This is a genomic window from Bacillus sp. JST-5, from assembly GCF_057747715.1.
This window is the reverse complement of the sequence record NZ_JBYLHW010000002.1, coordinates 68,853-86,674: the sequence shown is the minus strand read 5'-3', so window position 1 is coordinate 86,674 and position 17,822 is coordinate 68,853. Positions and strand designations below refer to the sequence as shown.

16 protein-coding genes and 2 riboswitches are annotated in these 17,822 nt (G+C 35.0%); of the genes, 10 read left to right on the top strand and 6 right to left on the bottom strand.

The window, feature by feature from the left end:
* Nucleotides 1-65: 65 nt before the first annotated feature.
* Together AC3ASS_RS01140 and AC3ASS_RS01135 are read right to left on the bottom strand one after the other, a co-directional pair.
* Nucleotides 66-857: a YqhG family protein gene (locus AC3ASS_RS01140; protein WP_488281659.1), complete on the bottom strand. Its 792-nt coding sequence runs from the start codon at nt 855-857 to the stop codon at nt 66-68.
* Nucleotides 835-2,523: a DEAD/DEAH box helicase gene (locus AC3ASS_RS01135; protein ID WP_488281658.1), complete on the bottom strand. Its 1,689-nt coding sequence runs from the start codon at nt 2,521-2,523 to the stop codon at nt 835-837. The genes AC3ASS_RS01140 and AC3ASS_RS01135 overlap by 23 nt, the downstream gene beginning before the upstream one ends.
* Nucleotides 2,524-2,648: 125 nt before the next feature.
* Nucleotides 2,649-2,742: riboswitch (glycine riboswitch) on the top strand.
* 2 nt (nt 2,743-2,744) lie between these two features.
* A riboswitch (glycine riboswitch) is annotated at nt 2,745-2,817 on the top strand.
* A 125-nt stretch (nt 2,818-2,942) separates the two neighbouring features.
* Here AC3ASS_RS01135 and gcvT point away from each other — a divergent pair.
* The 3 genes from gcvT to gcvPB are packed head-to-tail and all read left to right on the top strand — an operon-like array spanning nt 2,943 to nt 6,866.
* Nucleotides 2,943-4,043 (top strand): glycine cleavage system aminomethyltransferase GcvT, encoded by a 1,101-nt coding sequence (gene gcvT, locus AC3ASS_RS01130; RefSeq protein WP_488281657.1) that lies wholly within the window; start codon nt 2,943-2,945, stop codon nt 4,041-4,043.
* Between the two features lie 20 nt (nt 4,044-4,063).
* Nucleotides 4,064-5,413, top strand: a complete 1,350-nt coding sequence (gene gcvPA, locus AC3ASS_RS01125; protein ID WP_488281656.1) for an aminomethyl-transferring glycine dehydrogenase subunit GcvPA — start codon at nt 4,064-4,066, stop codon at nt 5,411-5,413.
* Entirely contained in the window at nt 5,403-6,866 is a 1,464-nt protein-coding gene (gene gcvPB / locus AC3ASS_RS01120; RefSeq protein WP_488281655.1) for an aminomethyl-transferring glycine dehydrogenase subunit GcvPB, read from the top strand. Before gcvPA ends, gcvPB begins: the two co-directional genes overlap by 11 nt.
* Before the next feature lie 111 nt (nt 6,867-6,977).
* Here gcvPB and AC3ASS_RS01115 read toward each other — a convergent pair whose 3' ends face one another.
* Complete coding sequence (locus AC3ASS_RS01115; protein ID WP_488281654.1) at nt 6,978-7,283, bottom strand: 4a-hydroxytetrahydrobiopterin dehydratase; 306 nt, start codon at nt 7,281-7,283, stop codon at nt 6,978-6,980.
* 70 nt (nt 7,284-7,353) lie between these two features.
* The gene (locus AC3ASS_RS01110; RefSeq protein WP_488281653.1) at nt 7,354-7,734 is read right to left on the bottom strand and encodes a rhodanese-like domain-containing protein; all 381 of its coding nucleotides are present in this window, start codon (nt 7,732-7,734) and stop codon (nt 7,354-7,356) included.
* A 173-nt stretch (nt 7,735-7,907) separates the two neighbouring features.
* Here AC3ASS_RS01110 and AC3ASS_RS01105 point away from each other — a divergent pair, with 173 nt between their 5' ends.
* From AC3ASS_RS01105 to AC3ASS_RS01090, 4 genes are all read left to right on the top strand, one after another.
* Nucleotides 7,908-8,744 carry a lipoate--protein ligase family protein gene (locus AC3ASS_RS01105; protein ID WP_488281652.1) on the top strand — a complete coding sequence of 279 codons (837 nt, stop codon included), beginning with the start codon at nt 7,908-7,910 and terminating at the stop codon, nt 8,742-8,744.
* Nucleotides 8,745-9,010: 266 nt separating this feature from the next.
* Nucleotides 9,011-11,569 (top strand): vitamin B12-dependent ribonucleotide reductase, encoded by a 2,559-nt coding sequence (locus AC3ASS_RS01100; RefSeq protein WP_488281690.1) that lies wholly within the window; start codon nt 9,011-9,013, stop codon nt 11,567-11,569.
* 624 nt (nt 11,570-12,193) lie between these two features.
* Entirely contained in the window at nt 12,194-13,219 is a 1,026-nt protein-coding gene (splB, locus tag AC3ASS_RS01095) for a spore photoproduct lyase (RefSeq protein WP_488281651.1), read from the top strand.
* A gap of 75 nt (nt 13,220-13,294) precedes the next feature.
* On the top strand, nt 13,295-14,179 hold the full coding sequence (locus tag AC3ASS_RS01090; RefSeq protein ID WP_488281650.1) for a patatin-like phospholipase family protein: 885 nt from the start codon (nt 13,295-13,297) through the stop codon (nt 14,177-14,179).
* A gap of 46 nt (nt 14,180-14,225) precedes the next feature.
* On the opposite strand, the gene AC3ASS_RS01085 is transcribed toward AC3ASS_RS01090, so the two are convergent.
* Nucleotides 14,226-14,576 (bottom strand): SA1362 family protein, encoded by a 351-nt coding sequence (locus AC3ASS_RS01085; protein ID WP_488281649.1) that lies wholly within the window; start codon nt 14,574-14,576, stop codon nt 14,226-14,228.
* Between the two features lie 52 nt (nt 14,577-14,628).
* On the bottom strand, nt 14,629-15,564 hold the full coding sequence (locus AC3ASS_RS01080) for a DUF1385 domain-containing protein (protein WP_488281648.1): 936 nt from the start codon (nt 15,562-15,564) through the stop codon (nt 14,629-14,631).
* Nucleotides 15,565-15,701: 137 nt separating this feature from the next.
* Between AC3ASS_RS01080 and AC3ASS_RS01075 the strand changes: the two genes are divergently transcribed.
* From AC3ASS_RS01075 to AC3ASS_RS01065, 3 genes are all read left to right on the top strand, one after another.
* Nucleotides 15,702-16,223, top strand: coding sequence for a YqhR family membrane protein (locus AC3ASS_RS01075; protein WP_488281647.1), 522 nt, complete (start codon nt 15,702-15,704; stop codon nt 16,221-16,223).
* An 82-nt stretch (nt 16,224-16,305) separates the two neighbouring features.
* A complete protein-coding gene (gene aroQ, locus AC3ASS_RS01070) occupies nt 16,306-16,767 on the top strand; it encodes a type II 3-dehydroquinate dehydratase (RefSeq protein ID WP_488281646.1) in 462 nt (153 codons plus the stop codon).
* Nucleotides 16,751-17,812, top strand: a complete 1,062-nt coding sequence (locus AC3ASS_RS01065) for a M24 family metallopeptidase (protein WP_488281645.1) — start codon at nt 16,751-16,753, stop codon at nt 17,810-17,812. The genes aroQ and AC3ASS_RS01065 overlap by 17 nt, the downstream gene beginning before the upstream one ends.
* Nucleotides 17,813-17,822 lie beyond the last annotated feature (10 nt).

Genomic DNA, 17,822 nt, shown 5'->3' with positions numbered 1-17,822 from the left:
AGTGGAGAAAGAAACCCCTATGTTCAGAATGTGGAACATAGGGGTTGTTTTTGTAATTGCGAAGATTATATTGATGCTTTTGATAAATAAAACAATCCGCCATTGATGATCGAAACGTTAATTTTTGGTTCGTACTGTTCTCGTAATGCCTCTTTTTCAATATAGTATGTTTCAGGTTTTTCATCTAATTCTTCATAAAAATAATCCAATAATTGTTGGTCTTTTTCCCAACGCTGAATCGCTTCTTCCGCCCATTGATGTTCTTCTTCTTCAATTTCCTTTCTTATATAATTCTCAATTCTTTTTATTCCGCTTTTCGGCATAATAATCGGTGTTAACGTAAAAGAAAAATCAGGTATTTTTGGCGTTAACGGTAATTGCAACATTTTATCATGAAAATCTTCAACCATAACTCCATGGATTAAATTTAAGCCGATCGAGCGAAATTGATCTTTTTTACGGTCACAAATGTAACTAATCTTTACATTTAAGCATAGCCATGGTACTAAAGCAACTTGTTGTGGCATTGAACTTTGTCGTTCCTCATATAAACGGATAAAGGCACCGAGTTCTTTTGTTGATTGAAAAATTTGATGTAATCTCGGGGAGCCAAAATGAATGTGTTCCCCTTTTACTTTTTCATTCGGTTTAAAATCTGTAAGTAGCGTAAGTTTCATCGGATTGGGGGTTCCCCCGGTTTTTTCTATATAGGTCCAATAAAAGGGTCGATTCATTAATCGTTTATCCAAATCTATGGTTAATTGAACCGTCAGTTGTCCACTATTATTTTCAATAATCTCACAATCATTCGCTTGAAAATATTTTAACAGGTAACTATGAATTTCCTGCTGCTGCATGAGACTCCCCCTCTTTTATCGTCTGTGCGAGATCGATCATTGAATGGAAGTTTTCTAATTTTATTCTCATTTCTCCTTCCGAACTGGAACTTGTAAATATATCTTCTATATATTCCTCCACGTTGCCGAAATCTAATCTCGTTAATATGTCATCCAATTCTCCAATGACTCGCTTAAACAATTCAATTTTCTCGTACAATAATGTTAAAATATGTTCTTCAATCGTATCTTTCGTAGCAAAGTTGTATATTTTTACATCATTTTCTTGTCCAAATCGGTGGATTCTTCCAATTCGTTGCTCAAGTTTCATTGGATTCCAAGGCAAATCAAAATTAATTATATGATGGCAAAATTGTAAGTTAATTCCCTCTCCACCTGCTTCCGTAGCAATAAGGACTTGTGCATGTTTTTGGAATAATTCTCTCATCCAATCTTTTTTTCCGCGGCGAAAACCTCCTCGAAACGGAACCGATGTAATGCCGTATTGCTTTAAGTACCATTGCAAATATAATTGGGTTGCTCGATACTCAGTAAAAATAATGACTTTATCATTTATTTCTCTAATGAGTTCTAACGCTTTTTCTGCTTTTGAATTCACTTGAACGGCATTTACTTTCTCCATGATGTGATCAATCGCTTGTTTAAAAGAAGCGGAAGGTTGTTCATTTCGTTCGAGTAAATTTTTTAACGTTAAATAAACGGCTTCTCTACTACTGCAAGCTTCCCTTTGCAACGTCAAAATGGAAAACGCACTATTGGCAACAAAGGAAGATTCGTCTTTCAATTTCATAATAGCGTCATACAATTCTCTTTCTTCTTTATTAAATTCAATGGTTATTGTTTCTACGTGGCGTTTCGTCCATTCTAAGCCCGTATCAACGCGCCGATTTCGTATCATTACTTTATCAACTAATTCTTTTAAATGCCGATCTTCATTAATGGAGCGGGAATCTTTTTTATACTTATCCATGAAATCAGTAATGCTACCTAAATGTCCTGGCTTTAATAAAGATACTAAGTTGAAAATTTCTTCAATATTATTCTGAATCGGAGTTGCTGTTAGGAGTAAACAAAACTTCTTTTTTAATAATTGAACAAATTCATAGTTTTTCGTTTTATGGTTTTTTAATTTATGTGCTTCATCAATTATGACTAAGTCATAATTTTGTTCTAAGATTACTTCTCGGTGAGGCGAGCGTTTAGCAGTATCTAGCGATGAAACGATAATATCATTCGTATCCCATCCATATCCTCTTTTCGGTGCTAACGCAGGAATATGAAACTTCGTATTAAGTTCTTCTGCCCATTGAGATACTAAAGATGCAGGAACTAAAATTAATACTTTTTTTACTAAACCTCGTATCATATATTCTTTTAAAATTAATCCCGCTTCAATGGTTTTTCCTAGGCCAACTTCATCAGCCAATATTGCTTTTCCATTCATTTTTTCTACCACTTGTCTAGCAGCTTCTAGTTGGTGGGGAAGAGGAGCTAACTTTGGCAAAAATTTTGGTGCTTGAAGCCCTGTAAACTCAGGGATAATTAAATGTTTTTCTGCTTCAATAGCTAATTTATATAATTCCCAATTTGACCAAGGTCCGTCATCTTCAAATCTCTTAATAAATTCTTGTCCCCATTTTTGGTCAAATTCGATAAGAAGATCCATATATAACAACTCCTTTTGGAAAAACAACGAAAAATATTGAAGAATGACAAAATTTAAGGTACGATGATGATAGCTTTGTAAGGGCTTTACTTTATTATGCCCAATTGAAAATTATATAGTCGCGAATGAAGGCAAGGGGAGAGACTGTCGCAAAGACGGCGCCGAAGGAGCAAGCAAGATTATTGTGAATCTCTCAGGCAAAAAGACTCTTGTTGGACGCATCTCTGGAGAGTGCTTTAAAGCCACCAAAGGGGAAAGCCGTAAAGGTTAAACTTTCAGGTAAAAGGACAGAGAATCTCTATTTATAAGGGATGACTGTCCTATTTTCATGTTTACTATTTTTGTAAGCATTGTTTAACACTTAGTAACTGTCAAACTATGATTTTTTAACATAGTGAAAAAGGAAAGGGGTCGTAACAGTGTCATTAAAAAGAACACCTGTTTTTACGGAGTATGAAAAATATGGAAAACCGAAATGTATTGATTTTGGAGGATGGGAATTACCTGTTCAATTTTCAAGTATTAAAGAAGAGCATGAAGTTGTAAGAACAAACGCTGGGCTTTTTGATGTATCTCATATGGGTGAAATTACAGTAAAAGGAAAAGATGCTGAACAATTTCTTCAAAAAATGATGACTAATGATATTTCTGTTTTAAAGGAAAAGAAAGCCCAATATACGGCGATGTGCTATGAAGATGGTGGTACGGTCGATGATTTATTAGTGTATAAATTCAGCAATGAAGATTATTTATTAGTGGTTAATGCTGCAAACATAGAAAAAGATTTTCAATGGTTATTTGATCATGTTGAAGGAGATGTAAAGGTAGAAAACGTTTCTAGCCAATATGGTCAATTAGCTATTCAAGGACCAAATGCACAAGCCATACTACAAAAAATAACAGACAAAGACTTATCAGAAATTAAGTTTTTCTCCTTTGAAAATGACGTAAATATAAACGGGATATATGCGTTAGTATCTCGTACTGGTTATACTGGGGAAGACGGATTTGAAATTTATTGCAAAGCTGAAGATACACCAAAACTATGGAACATTATTTTAGAAGCTGGAAAAGAAGATGGATTGTTACCATGTGGTTTAGGTGCAAGAGATACTTTACGTTTTGAAGCGAATCTAGCATTATATGGACAAGAATTATCAAAAGACATCTCTCCAATTGAAGCTGGGATTGGATTTGCAGTAAAAGTAAATAAAGAAGTAGATTTTATCGGGAAAGCTGCATTAAAAGAACAAAAAGAACAAGGACCAAAAAGAAAAATAGTTGGAATTGAAATGATTGACCGTGGAATCCCAAGACATGGGTATGAAGTTTATAAAGGTGATGAAAAAATCGGTTTTGTAACTTCTGGAACACAATCACCAACATTAAAGAAAAATGTAGGGCTCGTGTTATTGGATGCTAATTATACATCCGTTGGTACTGAAGTAGAAGTGGATATTCGCGGTAAACGACTAAAAGCAATCGTCGTTTCAACACCTTTTTATAAACGAGGAAAATAAGAGAAAAGGAAGGGATTTGAATGAAACATCGCTATTTACCGATGACAGAGCAAGACCAAAAAGAAATGCTGGAGACCATTGGTGTTAACAGTGTGGAAGAATTGTTTTCAGATATCCCTGAAAAAGTTCGATTCAAAGGTGAATATAAGATCAAAAAAGCTAAATCAGAATCTGCTCTTCTAAAAGAGTTGCAAACGTTAGCAGCAAAAAATGCCGACTTAAAAACTTACACAAGCTTTTTAGGTGCCGGAGTGTATGATCATTATATTCCAACAATCGTTGATCATGTCATTTCACGCTCTGAATTTTATACGGCCTATACTCCATATCAACCGGAAATATCCCAAGGGGAATTGCAAGCCATTTTTGAATTCCAAACAATGATTTGTGAATTAACAGGAATGGAAGTGGCAAACTCATCGATGTACGATGGGGGAACATCACTAGCGGAAGCGGCTATGTTAAGTGCTGGACACACACGTCGAAAAAAAGTTTTACTTTCCCAAAGTGTTCATCCAGAATCTAAAGATGTCGTGAAAACATATGCAAAAGGTCAATATATTGATGTAATTGAAGTTCCAATGAAAGACGGCGTAACAGACTTGGATGCACTAAAAGAATTAATGACAGAAGAAATTGCTGCAGTCATTGTTCAATATCCAAACTTCTTAGGAAGAATTGAACCTTTAAAGGAAATTGAACAAATCGCTCATGAGAAAAAAGGAATGTTTGTCGTTTCAAGCAACCCGTTAGCCTTAGGAGTTTTAACACCACCTGGAAAACTAGGAGCAGATATTGTCGTAGGAGATGCTCAACCATTTGGTATCCCAACATCTTTTGGTGGTCCGCATTGTGGATTTTTTGCAGTAACCAATAAATTGATGAGAAAAATACCAGGAAGACTTGTTGGACAAACCGTTGATGAAGATGGACGTAGAGGATTTGTGTTAACGTTACAAGCGCGTGAGCAACATATTCGCCGAGATAAGGCAACATCCAATATTTGTTCCAACCAAGCATTAAATGCTCTTGCAGCAAGTGTCGCTATGACAGCTTTAGGGAAAAAAGGGATAAAAGAAATGGCAATCGCCAATATTCAAAAAGCGAATTATGCAAAAGAACAATTGAAAAAGAATGGTGTAGAGGTAGTCTTTGAAGGCCCATCTTTCAATGAGTTTGTCGTTTGTCTAAACAAACCGATTAAAGAAATTAATGAGTATCTATTAAAAAAAGGAATCATTGGCGGATATGACCTAGAAAAATTTGATCCATCATTAAAAGGGCATATGCTTATTGCCGTAACAGAGTTAAGAACGAAGGAAGAAATTGACACATTCGTTAAGGAATTGGGGGATCAAAATGCAAAATAAAGACTTACCATTAATTTTTGAATTAAGTAAAGAGGGAAGAGTAGGCTATAGTTTACCAGAAATGGATGTGCCGGAAGTAAAGGTTGAAGAATTAATTCCTTCTGATTATATAAGAACAGAAGATGCAGACCTTCCAGAAGTTTCAGAGTTGGATATTATGCGTCACTATACTGCATTATCCAAACGCAATCATGGAGTCGATTCAGGATTTTATCCGCTTGGTTCCTGTACGATGAAATACAATCCGAAAATTAATGAAAATGTTGCAAGATTCAATGGATTTGCTCACATACATCCATTACAAGATGAAAGCACTGTACAAGGTGCGATGGAATTAATGTATGATCTTCAAGAGCATTTAAAAGAAATTACAGGAATGGATGAAGTGACCCTTCAACCAGCAGCAGGAGCTCATGGTGAGTGGACAGGATTGATGATGATTCGTGCTTATCATGAAGCGAATGGGGATACGAATCGTACAAAAGTCATTGTGCCAGATTCCGCACACGGAACAAACCCTGCTTCTGCTACAGTTGCAGGTTTTGAAACCATTACGGTTAAATCAAATGAAAACGGATTAGTGGATTTAGAAGATTTAAAAAGAGTGGTTGGTCCTGATACAGCAGCTTTAATGTTAACGAATCCTAATACATTAGGACTTTTTGAAGAAAATATTTTAGAAATGGCGGAAATTGTTCATAATGCTGGTGGGAAATTGTATTATGATGGAGCCAATTTAAATGCGGTATTATCTAAAGCTCGACCTGGAGATATGGGATTTGACGTTGTGCATTTAAATTTGCATAAAACATTTACAGGTCCACACGGTGGAGGAGGTCCAGGTTCAGGCCCAGTTGGAGTAAAAGCCGATTTAATTCCGTTCCTTCCGAAGCCAGTATTAACGAAAAAAGGTGACAAATATGTGTTTGACTATGATCGTCCACAATCTATCGGTCGTGTCAAACCATTCTACGGAAACTTTGGAATAAACGTTCGTGCCTATACGTATATTCGTTCGATGGGTCCAGACGGCTTAAAAGCAGTGACAGAAAATGCTGTATTAAATGCCAATTATATGATGCGTCGTTTAGCACCATATTATGATCTTCCATATGATCGTCATTGTAAGCATGAATTTGTTTTAAGTGGAAAACGTCAGAAAAAACTTGGTGTACGTACATTAGATATTGCAAAACGATTACTAGATTTCGGATTCCATCCACCTACTATTTACTTCCCGTTAAATGTTGAGGAATGTATCATGATAGAGCCAACGGAAACAGAGTCAAAAGAAACTTTAGATAGCTTTATAGATGCAATGATCCAAATTGCGAAAGAAGCGGAAGAAACACCTGAAATTGTGCAAGAAGCTCCACATACAACCGTTGTTAAACGATTAGATGAAACAATGGCAGCACGTAAACCAGTTTTACGCTATCAAAAAGGAGAATAAACAAACGAAAAACCGACTTGAACAATCAAGTCGGTTTTTCTTTGGCTGTAGAATGATGTAGATGGGTTAATAGGTTCATTTTAATTTGCTTTATGAGCATTATTTTTTCATTTAACGGTTTTGATCATTTTTCTGTTGATTATATAATTCATCATATTTGTTAGCTAGTTCAAAATCCAACTCTGTTAAACCTTGGGCTCTCCAAGAAGATAACTTAATGGTAATCAACTTATAATCAATAGAAATAAACGGATGATGATTGACGTTTTCGGAAAGCTGAGCAACTTTTTGAACAAATTCCACACCTTTTAAATAATCATGAAACCGATATTTTTTCACAATCCAACGTTGATCTGTCAATTTCCATCCTTCTAGGATAGCAAGACGTTTTTGAATTTCTAGCTCATTTAATTTCATTGTCCCATCCCCCTTATCAATAACTATGAAAAAAAGAGATTCTCGTTTATGAAGAATCTCTTAAAGATGTTTAATTCTTAGATTTAATTTTACCTGTCCATTTTTTAAATCCGCCTTTTAACTGGTACAACTCTTTATATCCTTTACGGTAAAGCATTAATGCCGCTCTAGAACTTCTCGCTCCACCTTGACAATATAAATAAACAGGCTTATCAGGACGAATTTCTTTCATCCTTATTTTAAATTGAGATAGCGGAATATTTCTTGCACCTAAAATGTGTCCGCCTTCAAATTCATTCGGTTCTCTTACGTCAATTAATTGAGCTTTACGATAGCCTTTAATAAATTCTTCTTGGGTCAATACTTTTACATTTTTCTTTCGTATGTACCATGTGTAAGCATAATAAATAATAAGGGCAATTATAATCAGTAATGCAATATATTTTCCCATATTGAGTACTCCTTTCCGCTTGCTAAGACAATATTTATTATATAGTTGATAGGAAAAAAGAGCAAAGGAAATTGTATAGTTTTCTATTTTTATATGGAAGGTGTTATCCTTTATTTTTTTTGCTAATTTTGCTAGAATGAGTAAATGCAAATGATAGAAAAAAGGTGTTAAACATGAAAAAAGAAATTTGGAATTTTATTGATAGCGGTTTTTGTTCACCTTCTTTTAATATGGCGTTAGATGAAGCTCTCTTATTATGGCATAGTGAAGGTCAAATTGGCCCGACAATCCGCTTTTACGGTTGGTCTCCTCCAAGTCTTTCCATAGGTTATTTTCAAAAAGTGGATCGAGAAATTGATATGGAAGCAGTTAAACGATTGGGATTAGGATTTGTTAGAAGACCAACAGGAGGTCGAGGTGTCCTTCATGAACATGAACTTACATACAGTGTGATTGTTACAGAGGAGCATCCGAAAATGCCAGCATCCGTAACGGAAGCATATCGAGTGATTTCTACGGGCATTTTAGAAGGATTTCGAAACTTAGGATTGGATGCTTATTTCGCTGTACCGAAAACAGAGGAAGAAAGGGAGGTTCTAAAAAATCCACGTTCTTCTGTATGTTTTGATGCTCCAAGCTGGTATGAACTAGTTGTAGAAGGAAGAAAAGTTGCTGGAAGTGCACAAACGCGTCAAAAAGGTGTGATCCTTCAACACGGTTCTATCCTATTGGATATTGATGAGGATAAACTATTCTCTTTATTCAAATATCCAAATGAGAGAGTAAAAGAAAGAATGAAACAGTCATTCAAAAATAAAGCTGTAGCAATCAACGAATTAAAAAATGAAAACGTTACGTTTGATCAGGCAAAACAGGCATTTAAAAAAGGTTTTGAAACAGGCTTAGAAATTGAGTTAAAACCGTTAGAATTGACGAAAGAACAATTATCGTTCGTACATTCCATAGCGAAAAACCGCTATGAAAATGAGGAATGGAATTTTTCAAGATAAAAGATATCGTTGTTTTCAAAGTCAATCATTTGACTATGAAAACAGCGTTTTTTTTGTAAGTCAAAAAATTTTTTCAGAAAATAGGCGGAAATACGCTTGACAAACTTCGACGAATATGCCTAAAAACACAATATATTGATATTGATAAAAATTAATGACACTATATATTGATTTTCGTTAGGACATATGATAAGTTTAAACTAATTTAATAGACACCATGGATATTTCTTCTAATAGTAATAGAAAAGGGAGATGTTTGTATGTCAATGATTATTAAGGAGATGGAGAAACCAAAACTGAATATCGAACAATTGAATGAAGCGATTCGTTTATTTCCACAAGTCCATCCGATTACCCCGGATATGAAATTATCCTTCAAAGGTGTCTCAAGACTTGTGATGATTGATCGTTATTCCTTTAAAGATACAGAAAAAATTACGTTAACAAAAGGTGATTTAGTTGTCTTAACAATAAAGGAAGATCCTAAATTTCCAGCAAGAGGTTTAGGGTACATACTTGATATAGATAGACAAAATAATAAAGCAAAAGTTTTCATTGAGGAAGAGTATCGAGGAGTTCTCGATCATAAGGAAGAAATCGAATCGGGAATTATTGTACGCTCACTCGATGTCATTGAGAAACCGTTGGAAGTCTATTACGAACAAATTGCTAAACGAAATGCTAAAGGTTTATCAGATGTTGAGAAAACGGAAGAAAAACGGAAAGAATGGTTTGGAAAATTTTACCAAGAACTTTCTGAACTCAATTTTGTACCGGCAGGGCGTGTTTTATATGGAGCAGGAGCTGGTACGGAAGTTACGTATTTCAATTGTTACGTAATGCCATTTGTTAAAGATTCAAGAGAGGGGATTTCTGAACACCGAAAACAAGTGATGGAAATTATGAGCCGCGGCGGTGGTGTTGGTACCAATGGTTCGACATTACGTCCACGAAATGCTTTAGCCAAAGGAGTTAATGGAAAGTCTTCTGGTTCGGTTTCTTGGCTGGATGATATCGCAAAACTTACACACTTAGTTGAACAAGGTGGATCTAGAAGAGGAGCACAAATGATCATGCTAGCGGTGTGGCATCCAGATATTATCGAGTTCATCATTTCAAAAATGCAAAATCCTCGCATCTTAAGATTTTTAATTGAGAATACAAATGATGAGCAAATTAAAAAAGCCGCGGAAGAAAAATTAAAATTTACTCCTCTAACAGAAACAGAAAAAGCGATGTACCAAGGAATTATTAACTACAAAAATATTCCAGGATACGGCGGTTTTAGCGAAGAAATTATTAAAGAAGCAGAAGATAAACTAAGAACCGGTGGAACATATTCGGTTCATAATCCTGAATTTTTAACGGGTGCGAATATATCGGTATGTTTAACAAAAGAATTCATGGATGCGGTTGAAAAAGATGGAGAATTCGAATTGAAGTTTCCAGACATTGAATCGTATACGGAAGAAGAAATGGATTATTACAACGAACATTGGCATGAAGTTGGGGATGTTCGTGAGTGGGAGAAATTAGGGTACCGTGTGAAAACATATCGTAAAATTAAAGCAAAAGAACTTTGGAATTTAATTAATATTTGTGCAACCTATTCTGCAGAGCCAGGAATTTTCTTTATTGACAATGCTAATGACATGACCAATGCGAAAGCTTACGGTCAAAAAGTCGTTGCGACAAATCCGTGTGGCGAACAACCGTTAGCCCCGTATTCCGTATGTAACTTAGCGGCTATCAATTTAGCAAAAATGGTCGATCGCAAAACAAAAACCGTTGATTTTGAAAAATTAAAAAGAACGGTTGAAATTGGAGTTCGCATGCAAGATAACGTTATTGATGCAACACCTTATTTCTTAAAAGAAAATAAAAGACAAGCCCTAGGAGAACGCCGTGTAGGTTTAGGAGTTATGGGATTACATGACCTGCTCATATATTGTGAAACAGAATATGGTTCAGAAGAAGGAAACAAACTAATTGACCAATTGTTTGAGGTTATTGCTACTACTGCTTATCGTACGTCTATTGAGTTGGCAAAAGAAAAAGGAAGCTTCCCGTTTTTAGTTGGTGAATCCGACGAAAAAACAAACCGCCTGAGAGAAGCGTTTATAAATACTGGTTATATGAGACGAATGCCAGAAGATATCCGTCAATCGATTTTAAAATACGGTATTCGCAATTCGCATTTATTAACAGTAGCTCCTACAGGATCAACAGGAACAATGGTGGGTGTTTCTACAGGGTTAGAGCCATATTTCTCCTTTACGTATTATCGTTCTGGCCGACTTGGAAAATTTATTGAAGTAAAAGCAGACATTGTACAAGAATATTTAAAAGAAAATCCGGATGCCAATGAAAATGAATTGCCACATTGGTTTGTTACAGCAATGGATTTAACACCAGAAGCACATGCGGATGTTCAGTGTGTCATTCAACGATGGATTGACAGCTCAATCAGTAAAACGGTAAATGCGCCGAAAGGTTATACCGTAGAACAGGTGGAAAAAGTTTACGAAAGACTATATAAAGGTGGAGCTAAAGGCGGTACTGTATATGTCGATGGAAGTCGTGATACACAAGTATTAACATTAAAAGCAGAAGAAAATACAATGGAAGATATGACTGTAGAAGAGAAAAAAGAGGAAAGAAAAGTTGTCTTAATTGATACAATTCAAGATTTGCGAACTACAGATGTTACAATCGGCTCAGAAATAGGAAACACTTGCCCAGTATGTCGTAAAGGGAAAGTGATGGAAATCGGTGGTTGTAACACTTGTGACAATTGCGGAGCTCAATTAAAATGTGGCTTGTAATTTTGAATTAATACACAAAATTACATCCATATACCCCTTTGGATAAAATTATCTAAAGGGGTAATTTTAATATTCAAAAGAATACTAGCTAGTTTGCAAGATCTAGATAATTACGGATTACTAAAAGACATGTATTGCACTTGATCGAACCATTCTATAACATCATGAAAACATAAATTCAACCAGAAAGAAAAACGCAGAGGTTGTTTTTTAATAATTTAATGTACATTATTTCAACTATCCTAACCCGTAGGAAGAAGTGTAATTATCGTATTGTTCAACAACACTTTATTTTGTGTATTAGTATAAACTTGTGATTGTTACATTATCTGGTGATTTATATTGTGAAAGATTTGGGAGCGATAGTTGAAGACAGGTCAGAGGAAATGAAAAACATTATAAAAAATGTAAGATAGTTCGCGAATGAAGAACCCGTTTGAATCGAAATATTTTCAAACGGGTTTTTATTGTTACGTAAAATGAGGTTTTGTTAGATGTAAGATCAAACGTTATTTTAAAGCCAATAAGAGAATTTTTTGACCTAGTCTCTTCCAGTCTTAACAGAAAAGTGAAGAACGTAATTCAAGGATAGAGGACATACTATTACAAGGAAGGTGACGAAAGATGAAACCATTTATGCCTCAACTTGTATATTTTGAACCAAGAGCATTAGATTATCCGTTAGGGAAAGAATTGTACGAGAAATTTAAAAGATTAAATATAGAAATTCGTGAGACGACTTCCCACAACCAAGTGCGGGGGATTCCTGGAGAAAATGAACTTCAAAAGTATCGAATGGCAAAGTCTACACTAGTAGTAGGAGTAAGGAAAACTTTGAAATTTGATACATCTAAACCATCGGCTGAATATGCGATTCCACTAGCAACCGGTTGTATGGGGCACTGTCATTACTGTTATTTACAAACAACGCTCGGAAGTAAACCATATATTCGTGTATATGTGAATATCGACGAAATATTGGAACAAGCAAAAGCATATATTGATGAACGGAGTCCGGAAATTACGCGATTTGAAGCTGCTTGTACCTCTGATATTGTTGGAATTGATCATTTAACGCATTCGTTGAAAAGAGCAATTGAGTTTATCGGAAAAACAGAATATGGTCTACTTCGCTTTGTAACAAAATATCACCATGTCGATCATTTATTAGATGCCAAGCATAATGGGAAAACTCGTTTTCGTTTCAGTGTAAATGCTAGATATGTCATTAAAAATTTTGAACCAGGTACTTCCTCATTTGAAGAACGATTAGAAGCTGCACGAAAAGTAGCGCAAGCGAATTATCCGTTAGGTTTTGTTATTGCACCTATTTATATGTATGATGGATGGAAAGAAGGCTATTATGAATTGTTCGATCGACTTAAATCTTCATTAGAAAATATTGATATACAACACTTAACATTTGAACTAATTCAACACCGTTTTACAAAACCGGCGAAAAAGATTATTGAAAAAAGATACCCAAAAACGAAATTGGAAATGGATGAAACGAAAAGAAAGTATAAGTGGGGAAAATATGGAATAGGTAAATATATATACCCAACAGATGAGGCAACAGAACTGGAGAATACAATGAGAGCATATATCCAACAATTTTTTCCTCAAGCAGAAATTCAATATTTTACGTAAATAGATTTGTCTACTGTACTATTTCGCCGTCTCCAAGATTATGAATGTAGAAAGGAAATCAACGGAGGCGGATGTATGTACATCGATGGAGTATTTTCCGGTGGGGGTATAAAAGGGATCGCCCTAATAGGGGCTTATGAAATGATTGAAATGAAAGGATTTAAATTTAAGCGTGTGGCAGGGACAAGTGCAGGTTCCATAATAGCCTCATTAATTGCGGCAGGGTATAAAAGCCAAGAGATTAAAAAATTAATGGATGAGCTTGATTTAAAAAAGTTTTTAGATGAAAGAAAATACGTCATACCGATACCTTTTGCGAAATGGTTCAATTTATATTTCCGTATGGGTTTATACAAAGGACAGATGCTGGAAGAATGGCTAAACCAAGTGTTATATGCAAAAGGCATTCATACATTTTCAGATCTTCCTCCGCAAACATTGCGAGTCATCACATCAGATTTAACGAACGGAAGAATGGTTGTTTTACCGGATGATCTCCATCATTACGGTTTAAATCCTAATCATTTTCCAATTGCGAAAGCAGTCCGCATGAGTTCAAGTTTGCCTTACTTTTTCGAGCCAGTAAAATTAGTAACAAAGAGAGGGACGTATTACTTAGTAGATGGAGGTGTATTAAGTAATTTTCCGTTATGGTTATTTGATAAAGAAAACGTGAAAAAAGTTCGTCCAGTTTTAGGAATTAAACTCAGTCATTATATTAATGGAGGAAAGAAAAACAAAATTAATAATTCCATTCAATTATTCGAAGCATTATTTACAACAATGAAAGATGCACATGATGCCAGATATATTTCACGAAAACATGAAAAGAATATTATCTTCATACCTACAGAAGGCATTAGTGCGACAGAATTTTCATTAAGTGAAGAGAAGAAAAATGAATTACTCCAACTTGGTAGAAAGAGAGCAGAAGAATTTTTAAAAAGGTGGACATATTAAAAAAAAGTGTAATGGGAATAACTCCTATTACACTCTCATTGTTTGATTAGTGAAATGCCCGACTTTTTCTTTTTCCTTTTTTTCCTTCAATCACTGTTAAATGAGTTGCCTCTCTGCGAATCTTTTTTGCACTCCGGCCAGAAGTTTTCATATACGATTCCTTTTTCTTTAATCGCTTCTTTGAACTTCTCGCTGCTTTTAAAAATGCTCGATGCTCGCTGCCCCTATTTGTGGCAAAAAATTTTTGGGCAAGTAAATATATAATCCCAATAATGATTGCTGAAACAATGATGTATCGGAATATATGACTTGGATTCATGATTAAAGTGGAAGCTAACCCAACTATTGATAGTAATATGATGATTGATAAAAATAAATAGGCTGATTTCCCTCTCATGTACGCCACCTCCTATGAGCATCATGAGCATTTTTGACCATTTTTAAACTTTTTAATCCTCTTTTTGAAGATTTTTTTCTGTTTCCTCTTCTAATCGTAATAATTCTTGAAAGGAATGGATGGCTACTTCCACTTGGTCGTCCTTTGGTTCTTTCGTGGTTAAAAGCTGTAGCCATAAACCTGGATAACCCAATAATTTTAATACTGGTATATCCCGTACTTTATTAGTTAACTGTAATACTTCAAACGAAATTCCAATCACCACTGGTATGAGTGCCAATCGATTTAAAATACGTACCCAAAGAGGATCCGTTGGCACAAACATATAGACAAATACACCCACTAACACGGTGAATAGGATAAAACTACTTCCACAACGATAATGGAGTCTTGATTGCTTTTGAACATTCTCTACCGTCAAATCTACCCCATTTTCAAAAGCATTGATGACTTTATGTTCAGCACCATGATACTGAAAGACTCGTTTAATTAAAGGTGTCATTGAAATAAAGTAAATATATACGAGAAGCAGTAGTAATTTAAAAAAACTTTCGATCAATATTTGTCCGATATCACTTGAAATAATCGGCCGCATGAATTCAGCTAAAAACACAGGAATTAATGTGAAAATAAATTTTGAGAAAATAAAAGATAGTACTCCAATGACCGCTATGCTAAAGATCATCGTCCATTTAGAAGTTTCTTTTTGTTGTTTATGTTCTTCCCCAGGATCGACTTCAAAGCGTTCAGCAGAAAAATTTAAATGTTTGGAACCATTCGCACTAGCTTCGATAATCGCAACATTTCCACGAATAAATGGAATCTTTTTTAATGATTGCACCCATGATTTTTGAACTCTCGGGAGACGAAAATAATCAATGGACTGATCGTTTCTTCTAATGGCAGTTACATAGTAATGTTTTCCACCAAACATTACCCCTTCGATGACCGCTTGGCCACCGTATACCGGTTTTTGTTTATCTGACATGATGATCGCACCAACCTATTTCTATATATATTGAAATCCTTATAATTTCTATTCTACATAAAAAATTAAAAAACCTCTATGCTTATTTCCCTATAAACAAAAGTGGAAAGGACATAATAAAAAAAGGAGGTGTACCTATGGAAAATGAAAAGCTAGAACAAAATAAACAAGAAGAACCGATGTCTTTATTAACCATGTCGCTAATCACTGGTTTTGTTGGAGGAGTATTATGGAGTTTTATTGGTTTAATTGCATACATTTTTCATTTTACTGAAATTAAGCCAAATGTTATTTTAGAGCCTTGGGCACTTGGAGATTGGAAACATAAATGGATTGGAACGGTTATTTCGATAGGCTTTATTGGATTATTTGGAATGATAGGAGCTCTCATGTATTATGCATTGTTGCGAAGATTTAAATCAATTTGGGTCGGTATAGGTTTTGGAATTGCATTATTTGCGATTGTATTTTTTATTTTCAATCCACTATTTCCAAGCTTAAAAAATGTGTTTGAATTAAAAAGAGATACAATCATTACAACTATTTGCCTGTATATTTTATTTGGGGTATTCGTTGGTTATTCCATTTCTTTTGAAGCAAATGAACAAAAAATAAGGGAAGACAAAAGAGAGAAGAATGAAAATTCTGCTTCTTCATAGAAAATATACCATCTGCTATAGTGTAATTTTCAATCCTTATGTTAAAATGTTTACGTTAAATACTTTTGTATGAGGTTGGAGAATGGATAAAGTTTTGGTCATTAATGGTCCGAATTTAAATTTGCTTGGGAGTCGTAATCCTGCTGTATACGGTCAACAATCTCTACATGATTTAGAACGATTTCTTACGGATAAAGCAAAATTACTAGGAATAATGGTAGATTGTCGACAAACCAATCATGAAGGGAAAATTATTGATTGGCTACAAGAAGCAAATAGAGATGGATTTATTGGGGTTATTTTAAATGCGGGTGCATATACGCATTATAGTTATGCGATTCGCGACTGTATCGAGGCAATAGGCATACCTGTCATTGAAGTCCATATATCCAACATCTATTCACGAGAAGAGTTTCGGCATCGGTCAGTGATTGCTCCTGTAGCAAGCGGACATATTTCTGGTTTAGGTTTTTATGGGTATAGGTTGGCTTTAGAGGCAATTTTACATTTAAAGGGGAGAGAAGAAAATGGGAAAAATCAATAAAGTCCGCCAGCAGTTTAAAGAATTAAATATTGATTCAATTTTAATTACCAATCCCTACAATAGAAGATATATTTCGAATTTTACGGGGACAGCAGGAGTTGTTTTGATAACGGAAGAAAAGGCATACTTTATTACGGATTTCCGTTATACAGAGCAAGCTGAAAAACAAGCAATAGGATTTGAAATTGTCCAACATAAAGGTCTAATTCAAGATGAAGTGAAAAGACTCGTGGAAGAAAATGGAGTAAAAAGACTTGGATTTGAAGAAAATGACCTTACCTATGCTCAATACTTATCGTATCAAAAAGGGATGAAAGCTGAATTTATTCCCGTATCAAATGTAGTAGAAAAAATTCGCTTGATTAAGACAGAAGATGAGATTAAGATATTAAAGGAAGCAGCAGACATAGCTGATGCAGCATTTAAACACATTATAGAATTCATTCGTCCTGGATTAACGGAAAAGGAAGTATCGAATGAACTTGAATTTTTTATGAGAAAATGTGGCGCGGATTCGTCATCTTTTGATATTATCGTTGCATCAGGTGCTAGATCAGCGCTCCCACATGGTGTTGCCTCAGATAAGATCATTGAAAAAGGAGACATGGTAACACTTGATTATGGTGCCTTTTATAAAGGATACATTTCAGATATTACAAGAACGATAGCAGTAGGAGAACCGTCAAACCAATTAAAAGAAATTTATCAAATCGTCTATGATGCCCAAATGAAAGCGATGAATGAAATACGTCCAGGCTTAACAGGTAAACAAGCTGATGCCATTGCTAGAGATTACATAACTTCGAAAGGATATGGACAAAATTTTGGACATTCAACTGGACACGGGATAGGACTAGAAGTTCACGAAGGTCCTTCTTTGTCTATGAGATCTAATTTAGTATTGGAAAAAGGAATGGTCGTCACTGTAGAACCTGGAATCTATTTACCGGGGGTTGGCGGAGTCCGAATTGAGGATGATATCGTTCTAACAGATGATCACAACGAAACGTTAACTCACTCTACAAAAGAGTTATTGATTTTGTAAATTAGGAGGA

Bases quoted from the DNA above. Each gene is read 5' to 3' on its own strand.
- AC3ASS_RS01140 (WP_488281659.1), bottom strand. From the start codon at position 857: ATGCAGCAGCAGGAAATTCATAGTTACCTGTTAAAATATTTTCAAGCG.
- AC3ASS_RS01135 (WP_488281658.1), bottom strand. From the start codon at position 2,523: ATGGATCTTCTTATCGAATTTGACCAAAAATGGGGACAAGAATTTATT.
- AC3ASS_RS01090 (WP_488281650.1), top strand. From the start codon at position 13,295: ATGTACATCGATGGAGTATTTTCCGGTGGGGGTATAAAAGGGATCGCC.
- splB (WP_488281651.1), top strand. From the start codon at position 12,194: ATGAAACCATTTATGCCTCAACTTGTATATTTTGAACCAAGAGCATTA.
- AC3ASS_RS01085 (WP_488281649.1), bottom strand. From the start codon at position 14,576: ATGAGAGGGAAATCAGCCTATTTATTTTTATCAATCATCATATTACTA.
- AC3ASS_RS01075 (WP_488281647.1), top strand. From the start codon at position 15,702: ATGGAAAATGAAAAGCTAGAACAAAATAAACAAGAAGAACCGATGTCT.
- AC3ASS_RS01110 (WP_488281653.1), bottom strand. From the start codon at position 7,734: ATGGGAAAATATATTGCATTACTGATTATAATTGCCCTTATTATTTAT.
- AC3ASS_RS01065 (WP_488281645.1), top strand. From the start codon at position 16,751: ATGGGAAAAATCAATAAAGTCCGCCAGCAGTTTAAAGAATTAAATATT.
- AC3ASS_RS01080 (WP_488281648.1), bottom strand. From the start codon at position 15,564: ATGTCAGATAAACAAAAACCGGTATACGGTGGCCAAGCGGTCATCGAA.
- AC3ASS_RS01105 (WP_488281652.1), top strand. From the start codon at position 7,908: ATGAAAAAAGAAATTTGGAATTTTATTGATAGCGGTTTTTGTTCACCT.
- gcvPB (WP_488281655.1), top strand. From the start codon at position 5,403: ATGCAAAATAAAGACTTACCATTAATTTTTGAATTAAGTAAAGAGGGA.
- gcvPA (WP_488281656.1), top strand. From the start codon at position 4,064: ATGAAACATCGCTATTTACCGATGACAGAGCAAGACCAAAAAGAAATG.
- AC3ASS_RS01100 (WP_488281690.1), top strand. From the start codon at position 9,011: ATGATTATTAAGGAGATGGAGAAACCAAAACTGAATATCGAACAATTG.
- AC3ASS_RS01115 (WP_488281654.1), bottom strand. From the start codon at position 7,283: ATGAAATTAAATGAGCTAGAAATTCAAAAACGTCTTGCTATCCTAGAA.
- aroQ (WP_488281646.1), top strand. From the start codon at position 16,306: ATGGATAAAGTTTTGGTCATTAATGGTCCGAATTTAAATTTGCTTGGG.